The sequence below is a fragment of the Kaistia hirudinis genome, assembly GCF_014196455.1.
Lineage (GTDB): Bacteria > Pseudomonadota > Alphaproteobacteria > Rhizobiales > Kaistiaceae > Kaistia > Kaistia hirudinis.
Window position 1 is genome coordinate 22,186 of sequence record NZ_JACIDS010000006.1, and the last position, 12,919, is coordinate 35,104.

11 protein-coding genes are annotated in these 12,919 nt (G+C 67.3%); 1 reads left to right on the forward strand and 10 read right to left on the reverse strand.

The annotated features are described in order from the left end of the window. Positions 1 to 2 precede the first annotated feature (2 nt). The 10 genes from GGR25_RS21700 to GGR25_RS21745 form a co-directional block, all read right to left on the reverse strand. The gene (locus GGR25_RS21700) at positions 3 to 1,118 is read right to left on the reverse strand and encodes a linear amide C-N hydrolase (RefSeq protein WP_183400987.1); all 1,116 of its coding nucleotides are present in this window, start codon (positions 1,116 to 1,118) and stop codon (positions 3 to 5) included. Between the two features lie 129 nt (positions 1,119 to 1,247). Further along, entirely contained in the window at positions 1,248 to 2,654 is a 1,407-nt protein-coding gene (gene gad / locus GGR25_RS21705; protein WP_380147090.1) for a glutamate decarboxylase, read from the reverse strand. Positions 2,655 to 2,706: 52 nt separating this feature from the next. Next, positions 2,707 to 4,233, reverse strand: a complete 1,527-nt coding sequence (locus tag GGR25_RS21710; protein ID WP_246410170.1) for a TolC family protein — start codon at positions 4,231 to 4,233, stop codon at positions 2,707 to 2,709. 17 nt (positions 4,234 to 4,250) lie between these two features. Then, on the reverse strand, positions 4,251 to 6,134 hold the full coding sequence (locus tag GGR25_RS21715) for an FUSC family protein (RefSeq protein ID WP_183400989.1): 1,884 nt from the start codon (positions 6,132 to 6,134) through the stop codon (positions 4,251 to 4,253). Next, a complete protein-coding gene (mdtN, locus tag GGR25_RS21720; RefSeq protein WP_183400990.1) occupies positions 6,118 to 7,167 on the reverse strand; it encodes a multidrug transporter subunit MdtN in 1,050 nt (349 codons plus the stop codon). The genes GGR25_RS21715 and mdtN overlap by 17 nt, the downstream gene beginning before the upstream one ends. A 3-nt stretch (positions 7,168 to 7,170) precedes the next feature. Next, entirely contained in the window at positions 7,171 to 7,449 is a 279-nt protein-coding gene (locus GGR25_RS21725) for a YtcA family lipoprotein (RefSeq protein WP_343068144.1), read from the reverse strand. A gap of 334 nt (positions 7,450 to 7,783) precedes the next feature. Beyond that, positions 7,784 to 8,626, reverse strand: a complete 843-nt coding sequence (locus tag GGR25_RS21730) for an alpha/beta fold hydrolase (RefSeq protein ID WP_246410173.1) — start codon at positions 8,624 to 8,626, stop codon at positions 7,784 to 7,786. A gap of 377 nt (positions 8,627 to 9,003) precedes the next feature. After that, positions 9,004 to 9,381 (reverse strand): response regulator transcription factor, encoded by a 378-nt coding sequence (locus GGR25_RS21735; RefSeq protein WP_183400992.1) that lies wholly within the window; start codon positions 9,379 to 9,381, stop codon positions 9,004 to 9,006. A gap of 114 nt (positions 9,382 to 9,495) precedes the next feature. Beyond that, entirely contained in the window at positions 9,496 to 10,152 is a 657-nt protein-coding gene (locus GGR25_RS21740; protein ID WP_183400993.1) for a response regulator transcription factor, read from the reverse strand. Further along, the gene (locus tag GGR25_RS21745; protein WP_183400994.1) at positions 10,149 to 12,029 is read right to left on the reverse strand and encodes a sensor histidine kinase; all 1,881 of its coding nucleotides are present in this window, start codon (positions 12,027 to 12,029) and stop codon (positions 10,149 to 10,151) included. Before GGR25_RS21745 ends, GGR25_RS21740 begins: the two co-directional genes overlap by 4 nt. A 364-nt stretch (positions 12,030 to 12,393) precedes the next feature. On the opposite strand from GGR25_RS21745, the gene GGR25_RS21750 reads away from it, so the two are divergent. Beyond that, entirely contained in the window at positions 12,394 to 12,912 is a 519-nt protein-coding gene (locus tag GGR25_RS21750; protein WP_183400995.1) for a Dps family protein, read from the forward strand. Positions 12,913 to 12,919 lie beyond the last annotated feature (7 nt).

The window sequence follows — 12,919 nt, forward strand, 5'->3', positions numbered from 1 at the left end:
CGTTACCGCGCGGATGAACCCTTCAGCAGCGAGGTTCCATCGCCGGCGAGAGCGCCCAGCTTTCCGAACGGGACCACGGCCGGGGCGGTCAGCGCGGAAAGCGCCTTCAGGTCAAAGGACGAATAGTTGAGGCTCCGATAGTCGCGGATGAAGAACAGTCCGCGGTCGAGATCGGACAGGTTGGTCCACGACGTGAACTCGGTCGCATAGGGTTCCTTGCCGTCCTGCTGCAGTCCCTGCACCTCGAGATGGCCACCGCCCTGCTCGGGATAATCGATGCTCGCGCCGCGGGGCCGGTCGAAATTGTTCATGATGTGGGCGAGCGTCTGCACCGCCAGATCGGGTTCGGCGGCCTTCTCGGTGAACTCAGCATAATACGCCGCCCGCACGAAGCGGCCGACCGAAGTGTTCGAGGCCGGCAGGCCGGCGGTCGCAATGCCGGAATCGGGCTGGGCCGCGGCGTAGGCACCGAACGTCGCCGAGGATTTATCGACGTTGGACAAGAAAGTGTAGTTGTTGAGATTGACGAGGTGCCAGTCGAACTTCGGGCCGTTGGTCATGACGCCGACCGGATTGTCGTAGACGGTCATGATGCCGTGGTCGAACTCGATCACCAGCGCCGCGCCGCTCGCATCATGCACGACATAATGGAAGGGCGATTCGACGCCACCGAGCAGGGCGAGGGGCTGCAGCATGATCGGCTGCTCGTCGAGCGCGGCCTTGACCTCCTCGACGGTGGCGAACTGGCCGAGCGCCCACAGGCCGATATCGGATGCCGACAGCACCGACTTCGTCGCTTCCACCGCCGCCTGCTTGCCCGCAGCCGTGGGATAGGACAGCAGGCTGAAGGTCAGCCCCTTGTCATTGAGACCTTCGAGCACCTTGAGATCACCGATGCCGATCGGCTTGTCCGGAGTGGGCAGGCGGTAGGGCATCGTGACGGCGATGGTGCCATGGCGCGTGGCGAAGGTCGCAGGCGCGTGTCCCTCGATGGCCGAGGTCACCGAGAAGCCCGGCGGATAATAGGCGATCTGGTAGGGCAGATCGATCGTGAGCTCCAGAGTGCGCCCGAAATAGACCTTGCCGGCCGCGTCCTTGTAGCTGAGCGACGTACACATGTGAGAGCGTTCTCCAGATCCGGAATGGCGCGTTCGCGGAAAAGCGGGATGCGGGTTCGGCGGCTTCCGCTGCCGCCGCCCTGTTCGATGGACGTGCCGCGGCGCTTGGCGCGCGGCGCGTCAGGGGCTTCAATTGTGGTTGAAGCCGCCGGCCTCGTCCTTGGTCATCGGCTGGACGACGGGGTGCTTGGCGAAGAATTCGACGGAGCGCTTCAGGTCCTCAAGCAGCAGGCTGGCGAGATCATGGCTCACGCCATGCCGCACGAGGATGCGCTGGATTACGAGGTCCTGGCGGTTGGCCGGCATCGAATAGGCCGGCACCTGCCAGCCGCGGCTCCGCAGCCGGTCGGCGAGGTCGTAGAGCGTGTAGCCGCCGATCCCGCCCTCGTCCTTGAGCTTCCAGCACAGCGCCGGAATGCCGGCCTGGCTATTGCCGTCGAACAGGATCTCGAACGGGCCGATCGCCGCGATCTCCTTGGCGAGGAACTGCGCCGTCGCGTAGCAGGCATCGTGGATCTTGGCGTAGCCCTCGCGGCCGAGACGCAGGAAATTATAGTACTGCGTGATCACCTGCCCGCCCGGACGCGAGAAGTTGAGCGCGAAGGTCGGCATGTTGCCGCCGAGATAATTGACGTTGAAGACGAGATCCTCGGGCAGGTCGCTCGCCTCGCGCCAGACGACCCAGCCCACGCCCAGCGGCGCGAGGCCGAACTTGTGGCCCGACGCATTGATCGATTTGACGCGCGGCAGGCGGAAGTCCCAGGGCACGTCCGGCGCGCAGAACGGCGCCAGGAAACCGCCGCTGGCACCGTCGACATGGATCGGAACGTCGAGGCCCGTCTCAGCCTGGAGCTTGTCCAGCGCATCGCTGACCGCCTTCACCGGCTCATACTGGCAGGTGAAGGTGACGCCCATGGTCGGCACGACGCCGATCGTGTTCTCGTCGACCCGCTTCAGCACCTCCTCGGCGTTCATGATCAGCCGGTCGCCCTCGAGCGGAATCTCGCGGAGCTCGACGTCGAAATAGCGCGCGAATTTGTGCCAGCAGATCTGCACGGGGCCGCAGATGAGATTGGGCTTGTCGGTCGGCAGCCCGGCTGCCGCGCGCTTCTTGCGCCACTGCCATTTGAGCGCCAGCCCCCCGAGCATGGCCGCCTCGGATGAGCCGACCGTCGAGCAGCCGATGGTGCCCTTCGGATCGGGCGAATTCCACAGATCGGCGAGCATGTTCACGCAGCGCGCCTCGATCTCGGCGGTCTGGGGATACTCGTCCTTGTCGATCATGTTCTTGTCGATCGACAGCGCCATCAGGTCGCGGATCTCGTCGTCGACCCAGGTCTGGCAGAAGGTCGCGAGGTTCTGGCGCGAATTGCCGTCCAGCATCAGCTCGTCGCGGACCGCCGCGAAGACATGGCGCGGATCGGCCTCCGACGGCGGGAACGCGAATTTCGGCAGGGCGCCGGAGAGGTCGACGGCCGAGTAGACGTCGTCCAGCAGTTCATCGCGGAGAGCGTTCTTCGAAGGATCTGATGTCAAGCCTCGATCTCCTCAGTCAGCTAGGAACAGATGAGCGGGCCGCATGGCGCGGCTACTGCGATGATGTCAGGGCGGAGGCGTCGCGGGACGTCATCCGGCCGAGCACGAAGGCGAGGTTCGATGCGGCGACGAGCGAGGCCGTATAGGCATCCGCCTGCGCCTGGCGCGCCGTGAGCAGCCCGCTGTCGGCGGCCGTCGCCGTGGTGATGTCGCCGACGCCGGCGCGATAGGAATCGAGCGCCGCATCATAGGTGACGGCGGCGGCCGAGGTCAGCGCCGTGGCCGCGCGGTAGGAGGCGAGCGCCGAGCGCAGCGTATCGGCGCTGACGACGATCTCGCGCGCCGCGTCGTCGCGCGTCCGCTGGAATGTCGCCTCGCTCGCGGCGGCGAGCGACTGGGCATTCTTGAGCTGGGCTTCCCGGAGGCCGCCGTCGAAGAGCGGCATCGTCGCGCCGACGACGACGCCGGTCGCCGCCGATTGCTGGCCGATCGTCGGCATGCCAGAGGCGCTCAGATTGGTGTTGCCGCCGGCGGCGACGGCGCCGAGATAGACCTTGGGCATGAATTCCGCCTCGGCGGCCGTGATGCCGGCCTGGCTCGCCTTCATCGCGGAGAAGGAGGCGAGCACGTCCGGGCGCTGTGCGAGCGCTGCCTTGATCATCTGCTCCGTCGGCGCGCCGACGCTGTCGGGCAGCCGCCGCGATCCGGATTCCGAGACGCGGAGCTGCGTTACCGGCGAGACGCCCATCGCGCCGAGGAGCGCCTGATAGGCGTCTTTCTCCTGGCCCTGGGACTGGACGAGCCCGAACTGCGCCTGCGCCACCGCCTGTCGGGCCTGCGCGAGCTCGACGGTGGTGCCGATCCCCTTGTCGACCCGTGCCTGCGCCGCCGCTTCGATCTTGCGGCTGTTGGCGAGGTTCTGGTCGGCGATGCGTACGCGGCTCCGCGCGGCGCCGTAGAGATAATAGGTGCGCGTGACGTCGTAGATGATCTTTTGGTGCACGCCGTTGAACAGGACGTTCGCGGCCGCCGAATTGTGTTGCGCCGCCTCGTGCAGCGCCTTGCGCTGTCCGAAGTCGAACACCAGCCATTGCAGCGCGATCTGCGGTGACACGCCGCTGACCGTGGTGGTGACCTCGTCCTGATTGCCGATCGCGACGGGGAGCGGCGCCGAATAGCTCTGCGAGCCGCCGATCACGTTGGCGGAGATGTAGGGCAGGTAGGTCGCCTCGACCATGCCGGCCGCGAGCGCCGCCTGCCGCGCGGTCTGCCAGGCGATGCGGGTGGCCGGGTTCTGCGTCTGCGCGATGTCGATCAGCTCGGGGAGGCCGTAGACCTTGTTGCGTTGGATGCCGGGCGTCGGCTGGAGCGCCGAGACGGCATCGTCGGACCGGACGCCGAAGTCGTTCGCGCCGCTCCTGCCGCCCGCCTTGGTGGCCGCCGCTTCGGATGGGGGCTTCCACGGCGTGGACGGGTCGCTCGGCGCGTTTTCGAGCATGCTCGAGGTGCAGGCGGCGAGCGAGCCGCCGATCAGCACCGCAAGCGCGAAGCCGAAGAGCCTGACGGCAGGGAGTCGCATCGTGCTCGCCATCCCCGTCACCCCGCAGCCAGTTGTTCGATGCGGCGCAGCCGCGCCGCGATGTCGCCGGTTCCATCGTCGGTCGCCTCGGCCGGCTGGTCGGAAGACGGGGCAGCGGCAGACCGCCCGCCGATCCGTTCGGCCACGCGATCGAGCCGGCGCGGCACATCGTCCGTCGGGGCGGGTGCGAAGAGGAGCATGGGCAGGAATGCCCGCGTCTCGGCGATCAGATCGCGCAATTCGGCGATGCGCGCGGCCGATGGGCGCTCCGAGGCCGGCTCGAACGGCAGCAGGGCCAGCTGTTCGCGCGCCTTGGCCGTCTCCGTCTCGATGATTTCCGCGTCCGCGAGGGCGGCGATCCGCGCGTCGGGCGCCAACGTCGCGAGGCGCGACAGTGCGGCGAAGACGCGCGCCAGCCGTTCGCGGATCTCGACGATGGCGCTCTTGGGCCAGATGCTCGTGAAGAAGAGATAGACGACGACATTGCCGAGTAGGATGCCGACGATGCGGTCGCGGCCGGAATCCATGCTGCTGCTCGGCGCGAAGCCGTCGAGCACCGTCAGCAGGAAGGCGAGCCCGACCTGGACGCCGGCATAGGAGATGCGCTCATTGCCGGTCGACACCCAGGCCGCCACGAGAATGGCGCCGAAGACCAGCGCCATCAGCCCGCCGACCGATTCGAGATGCGGGATGACGTAGAGGATGGAGAGGAAGCCCATCGCGGCGCCGACCAGGCAGCCGGTGATGCGGAGGATCAGCTTGTGAACCGTCTCGGCGGTGGTGCCGAGGGCAGCGACGTAGCAGGTGATCATCGCGGTGTGGATGCCCTGCCAGTTGATCAGCGAATAGATGAGGTAGCAGGAGATCGCCGCCGCCGTGGTCTTCAGCGCATAGCGCTGATAGTCGGGATTGGTGAAGGCGTCGGCGGCGAGGAAGGGCGGCTTGGCGGGTGCCTCGTCGGAGCCGCCATTTTGCTGCGACAATCCCGCAAGCGCCGTGCGGAGGGCACCGAGCGCCGGCGCGTCCGTTGCCGAAGCTTGGCTCGTGCCCTCGGGGCGGTCGCCCTTGCCGACGGCGTCCGCTGCCGCGCGCAGCTGCCGCACGAGCCCGTCCCGGACGTCGCGTGTCATCTCCGCCGGCAGGGCAGCGATCGCGAGCATCAGGCGATAGCTGTTCATCGCCGCGCCGCGCAGCCAGGTGACATAGGCGGTCGGCGCCGTATGGAAGATTGTCGCCAGCATCGCCTGCTGGCCGATATCGGCATTGCCTTCGGCGAGCGGCGGCTGCACGCGTCCGGCGTCCGCCTCATCGAGTGCCTCGGCGGATGCCTTCAGACGTTCCACGATGGTGTCGCGCATCAGTTTGTGCGGCGAGGTGCCGAGCACGAGGTTGAAGACGATCATGAGCGCCATCGGCACGCAGGCCATCTGCCAGGCATAGAGCAGGCCGCGGGTCACGATCTCGCCGGCCGGAACCTGGTCGACCAGCGTGAGAACGAAGACGATCACCAGCGCGATGATCGAGCCGATCTCGCCCAGCTGCGATGCGGCGCCGAGGAACACGAACACGAACGAAATCAGCGCCATCACGGCAATCCGCAGCAGCGGCGAATCGGCCGTCGCCTGCACGAGCGGCGCCATGGCGAGCACCACGACGCTGGCCAGGATGATCAGCCCGATCGACTGCCCGACATTCTGGGCGCCGTTCGGCTTCATCAGGAAGATGATGAGATAGCAGCCGATGGCCGATTCCGGGATCTTGTAGACCATGGCGACGCCGGCGACGATCGCGCAGAGCAGCGCGACCCGCCAGGTCATGGCAAGGCGGCCCGGGAAGGGCTGGAGGTCGCGCGCGGTCTGGCGTGCCACGGCGCGCCAGGGGAACTCAGCAGCTCTGGCCATGGTGCACGGTTACAGTCGCGGAGGCTCCGATACGCATCAGCTCGTCGGGCGGATCAAGCAGGCGGATCCGGACGGGAAAGCGCTGCGCGACGCGCACCCAGTCTAGATTCTTCGGCACGATCGGCATGGTGCGCGGAAGGTTGATCACGTCCTGCGAAGCGACGCCCCAACCCGTCCCCTCGACGCGGCCACGGATCGGGACCGTCCGGTCCGCGAGCGTGTAGACGGTCGCGCAATCACCCACCGCGATGGACGGCAGTTCCGTCTCGAGGAACGCGGCCGAGGCGAACCATTCGGCGGTGTCGATCAGCGTGAAGACGGACTGGCCGGTGAGGACATATTCGCCCGGCGAGGTCGCGAGCCCGACGACCTTGCCGGCAAACGGCGCCCGGATCGTTGCATCGTCGAGCGCCCGCTGCGCGATCGCCAGCGCCGCGCGGCGGGCCTCCACCAAGGCGATGGAAGCGGCGGCGTTGCTGACCAGCGCGTCGGCCGCCTCCTCCTGATGCAGCGCCTGACGGAGGCTCACCTCCGCGTCGCGCTTGGCCGTCGCGGCATCGTCGACCTGCTGCGCGCTCACATAGCCCTTGGGGCGGAGCGCCTGCAGCCGCGCGAGCGTCTGCGTGGCGAGGTCCAGATTCGAACGCGCGCGCGAGACCTGCTCGGTCGCGATGACGGCATTGGAGCGCTCGGCGGAGACGGTGCGCGCCTGGTCGGCCTCGGCGGCTTCGGCGATCTTCAGATCGGCTTCCGCCTGTTCCACGGCGAGGCGGAAGGGCACCGGGTCGAGCGCGAACAGCAGCTGGTCCTTGGCGACCGTCTGGTTCTCCTTGACGTCGATGGCCGCGATGCGCCCGGGAACCGCCGAGGAGATGTTCACGACGCTCGCCGTCAGCACGGCGTCCTGCGACAGCGGGTTGAGATCGGCATTGCGGAAATAGCGCATTCCGAGAAACACCGCCGCGGCGACGGCGGCGAGGCTCACGACGACGCCGACGGCCTGGGCGGCGCGGGGCTTGTGATCCGGATGCAAGGCCTATCTCCCGAAGCCGGCGATGGAGGCCAGGAACCCGATCGAAGCCGCAATGCAGACATAGACGGGGAGACGCATGGGAAGCGCGTCATCGATGCCGAGAGGGATGAAGATGAACCGGATCGCGACGGCGCCCAATATGCCGGCGAGGGCGCATGCCAGCCAGGACGGGAAATAGGCGCCGAACAGCGCGATGGAAGGCGCGCCGACCGGAACGCAACCGCCCAGACAAAGGGCTGCCACGAGACTGCCGGCGACGATACGCAGCTGACCGGACCTCACGCGGCCTCCCATGCCGGTTGCATTGCACAATGCCTCGGGGCGACCGGCGTAGCCTCCGGGGCGCAAGTCCAAACCGCGTGCGGTCGGCCTGAGCGATCTCCGTCGAATCTAGCGCAGGACCTAATGGAATTTGGTAAACGCAACAAGCTAAGATTGACTTATCGATATTCACACGCGCGGCGTTGGCAGAATGGGACTTTCTCCGATAAATCGGATCGACCCTCTGCCGTTACTTCGGCCTGGTTCGCCCTGGGAGCGTGGGGACAACCACCGGCGCGCACGAAAAAAGGGGCGGAAATGATCCGCCCCCTTCTCGGTCTGATTCGGATCCAGGTCAGCCCTTCACGAAGGCGAGCAGGTCCGGATTGATGGTATCGGCGTGGGTGGTCAGCATGCCGTGCGGGAAGCCCGGATAGATCTTGAGCGTGCTGTTCTTGACCAGCTTGGCCTGGAGCAGCGCGGCGTCCTTGTAGGGCACCACCTGGTCATCGTCGCCCTGCAGGACGAGCGTCGGCACGGTGATCGCCTTGAGGTCGTCCGTCTGGTCCGTCTCGGAGAAGGCCTTGATGCCCTCGTAATGCGCCAGCGCGCCGCCCATCATGCCCTGGCGCCACCAATTCTGGATGATGCCCTGCGAGACCTTCGCGTCCGGCCGGTTGAAGCCGTAGAAGGGGCCCGAGGCGACGTCGAGATAGAACTGGGAGCGATTGGCGGCGAGCGCCGAGCGGAAGCCGTCGAACACCTCGATCGGCGTGCCGTCGGGATTGCCCGGCGTCTTCACCATCAGCGGCGGAATGGCGGCGACGAGCACGGCCTTGGCGACGCGGCCCTGCGGCTGGCCGAACTTCGCGACATAGCGGGCGACTTCGCCGCCGCCGGTCGAATGGCCGATATGGATGGCGTTCTTGAGGTCGAGATGCTCGGCAACGGCAGACGCGTCGGCCGCATACTGGTCGATGGTGTTGCCGGTGGAGACCTGCGAGGAGCGGCCATGGCCGCGCCGGTCATGGGCGACGACGCGATAGCCGTTCGCCAGGAAGAACAGCATCTGGTTGTCCCAGTCGTCCGAGGACAGCGGCCAGCCGTGATGGAAATGGATCGGCTGGGCGTCCTTCGGACCCCAATCCTTGAAGAAGATCTCGGTGCCGTCGCTCGTCTTGATGAATCCGCTGCTCATGACGTGGTTTCCTTCTGCGTTGAGGTGTGGGGTTGAGGCCTGCGCAAGGGTCCGGGCGGAGAGGAAAGCCGCCGCGAGACTGGTCGTTCCGGCGAGGAACGCTCGCCGGGTGGGGGTGAAGCCGTGGCTGGACATGACGGCTAGCCGAGGTGGTGCCAGGTCGCCGGCGGGGTGAGCCTTCCGGCGCCGCGCGGCTCGATCGTCCGGGCGGCGATGATCATCGCCGGACGAACCTTCATATTGATCTTGCTCATGAATTCGCTCCCGAGCCGTTGACTTGATCAGGCTATGACTCGGGGGGCAGTCTTTGAATTCTACGCTCGGTTCATTGGGTCATACGAAGGTGTGGGTTCGCGCCCGGCATAAGGCCAGGGCGATCAGGCCGGCCGGCGCGTGACGGCCTCGGCCAGATGATGGGCGATTGCGTCGCCATCGGCGGGCTTGTCGAGGAAGCAGCAGGCGCCCGCGGCCATCACGCGCTCGCGCGTCGCCCGGGTCGGGAAAGCCGTCATGAAGATCATGGGGAAGCGGCGTCCCGCCGCGATGAGCGCGGCCTGGAGCTCGTCGCCGCTCATTTCCGGCATCTGGATGTCGGCGATCATGCAGTCCGGATCGCCGTTCAGCTCGTCGGCGAGGAAATCGACCGCGGACGCATAGCTGCGGGCGTCATAGCCGAGCGAGCGCACGAGGCTCGCGAGCGAGGTGCGGACGCCGTGATCGTCGTCGACGATGGCGATGATGGGCGGTTGAGCCATTCCTTGATGTCCTTCGCGCCGTGTCGCACGAAAGAAGCGTCCGATGCGCGGCCTTAGCTCTATATGGCGCCCCGAAGCCCGCTACGGAATCATACGGAGGTTTGGGCCGCCGCCTCAGTTACGCGCAATGCCGAGCGCCTCGGCCTTGCGGACGAGGTCGGCGAGCGAGCGGACGCCCATCTTGCGCATGACATTGCCGCGATGGATCTTCACCGTGATCTCGCTGAGGCCGATCAGCCCGGCGACCTGCTTGTTCATCAGCCCGGCGACGACGTGGCCCATGACCTCGCGCTCGCGCGGCGTCAGCGTTTCATATTCAGCCCGCAACCCGTCCCGCGCGGCGCTGTCGCTGCGCCGCTGCCGGTCGCGCTCGATCGCCGCCGTGACGGCATCCAGCATGTCCTGGTCGCGAAAAGGCTTGGCCAGAAAGTCGACGGCGCCGGCCTTCATTGCCCGCACGCTCATCGGGATGTCGCCATGGCCGGTCATGAAGACGATCGGCAGCAGGATGCCGTGCTTTGCCAGCTGCGCCTGAAAATCGAGGCCGCTGATGCCGGGAAGGCGCACGTCAAGAATGAGGCAGCCGACGAGGTCGGGGAGCTTGTCCTGAAGCAATTCGGCCGGGGAGCCATAGAGGCGCGTTGCGAGCCCGATCGACCGGATGAGGCTGTCGAGCGAATCCCGCACGGCCGCGTCATCATCGACGATGACGACGAGCGGCAGCGCGCTGGAGGGCGTCGAAGCGCCACGTGTCGAGTTCGGACCGGTCATGCCGATGCTCCTGCCGGTGGCGCGGGAAGCGACAGGCGGAAGGTCGCGCCCCCGCCGGGGCGGCTCTCGACCGACAGCGCGCCGCCATGAGCTTCCGCGGTCGTGCGGCAGATCGCAAGGCCCATACCCATGCCCTGTTCCTTGGTCGTGAAGAAGGGATCGAACAGCCGTTCCAGGTGATCCGCGGCAATGCCGGGTCCAGTGTCGGCGACCGTTATCGTGATCATGTCCGCGGACGCCAGCGCGGCTTCGATCGAAAGCCGTCGCTCTCCCGGATGATCGGCCATGGCCTGGGCGGCGTTGACCATGAGGTTGACCAGGACCTGCTGCAGCTGGATCCGATCTCCGATCACCGCCGGCAGTCCTGGCGCGACCGCAATGCCCGGCGTCACGCCGGCGCGCGCCAGCTCGCGTTCGACCAGTTGCACCGCCTCGGCCACGAGATCCGCAATGTCCAGTTCGTCGCGTTGCTCGGGCGCCTTTCTGAGGAAGGCGCGGACCCGCTTCACGATCTCGCTCGCCCGCCGTCCTTCGGCGACGAGCCGCGTGATCGATGCCTCGACCTCGACGAGGTCGGGCGGCTCGCGCCGCATCCAGCGCATCGCCGCCTCGCCATTGGTGACCACGGCCATCAGGGGCTGGTTGACCTCATGCGCGATCGAAGCGGTCAGCTCGCCGAGCGTGGCGACGCGGGCGGCATGAGCGAGTTCAGCCTGAGCCGCCAGCACGGCCTCCTGTGCCTCCTTGCGCTCGGTGATGTCGACGACGAACACCAGCGCGTTGCTGTCCGGATCATCCGGCTTCGGGAAGGTGATCGCGAAGATGACGGGAACGCGGCGGCCGTCGATGTGGACGATCTCCGTCTCGCCTTCATAGAAGCTCTCGCCGCGCGCGAAGGCAGCAAGCGCCCTGGCAAAAGTGTCGTCCCGCTCGGAGAGCACGTCGTCGACGGTCTCGATGAACTCCGACGCGCTCCCGGCGCCGACCATGGACAGGAAGGCCGGATTGACGTCGACGATCGGTGTCAGTCCGCGGGCCTCGGCCATGAATTCGGGGTGCGCGACGAGATACGCCTCGAGCGTCTGGCCCTCGGCGAGGGGCAGGGCCGCGAGCGCCGCCCCGACGCCGTTCCAGTCCTCCTGGACGACGCCGATGCGGCTCGCATCGAACATGCGCCGGTAGCGTCGCTCGCTGCGGACCAGCGCCGCATAGGCCGCCCGCCGTTCGGTAACGTCCGTATGGGTCTCGAGAACTCCGATCGGCCGGCCCAGCGCGTCGCGCCGCAGCGCCCAGCGGCTCTCGACGACGAGGCGGGCGCCCGACCGCGTGGATTGCTCCAGCGTGCCGTCCCAGCGCCCGGTCTCGAACAGGGTCGATTCGATTGCGGCCCGGTCGTCCGGATATCGCGTCTGAAGCAGTTCGTCGGCGACGCGCCCGATCGCCTCCTCGAACGACCAGCCATAGATCTCCTGCGCCGCGTTGTTCCAGAAGATGATGACGCCGGTCGCGTCGCGGACGAAGATCATGTCGTGCGACAGGTCGAGCAGCTGCGCCTGTGCCACGAGACGTCCGGTGGCGGCCTGGTTCTGCAGCGCGAGCATGGTGGCGATGCCGATCGCGGCCAGGCTCACGATCGCGCGGAGCGTCGCGGCGCCGGCGTGCTCGAAGCCATGCGAGACGCCATAGGCCGAGAGCGTCAGGGCGAAGGCCACGGCCGCGGCGACGAGGATGTCGCGGCGGTGGCCCGTCCGGGCAGCCAGCAGGATGACGAGGACATAGAGGACCGCCACGGCGCCTTCGAGCGGCGAGAGCAGGTCGAACAGGAAGATCGCGACGGCGAGGACGGCCGCCGCGGCGCGGGATGCGGTGGCGCTCATGGGCGGCTGCTGGCTGAGGCCGGCCCCGCCTGGGCGCAGGCTACAGCCTCGGATTCCGACCGCGCCGCCTCATCCGCTCTTCTCGCAACCATCGTCCCCGCCAGTCCCTTTGTTCGCGCGCGCGAACCATTCAGACGACAGTCGCATCAAATCCGTGCGGCAGGAAGTCATACAGGAGTTTAGGGGGCGGGCCCACCGAGGCCTAAACCGAGGTATGAGCCGGCCATCCGCAAGGGCGATGGAGGCAGCGAGAGCCGGAATTTAGGTTGGGTGCATCGGACAGCGAGCCCGGCGATGACGGGTTTCTCCGGTCCCGGCGGGCATGAGCCCAGCCGGCCGTCCACCCAAGCGAGGATCTTCGATCATGAGCGAACTCTCCGTTGCCGGGCGCCAGGCCGCCCCGCTCCACACCCCGACCGATCTCGGCGCCGAGGCCACGGCGGATATCGCGGCGGCGCTGACCGGCGTGCTCGCCGACATGTTCGCGCTCTATCTCAAGACCAAGAATTTCCACTGGCATATGTCGGGGCCGCATTTTCGCGACTATCACCTGATGCTCGATGAGCAGGGCGACCAGATCTTCGCGACGACCGATGCGCTCGCCGAACGGGCCCGCAAGGTCGGCGGCACGACGCTGCGCTCGATCGGCCATATCGCCCGCCTCCAGCGCCTGCTCGACAATGATGCGGCCTATGTGACGGCGCAGGACATGATCGCCGAACTCGCCGACGACAATCGCCGCCTGACTGGCTTTCTGCGCGCAGCGCATGGCGTCTGCGAGACGCATAACGACGTGGCCTCGACCAGCCTCATCGAAGTGTGGATCGACGAGGCCGAGCGGCGGAGCTGGTTCCTGTTCGAGGCAACCCGCGCGCCTCGCTGATCCGCCG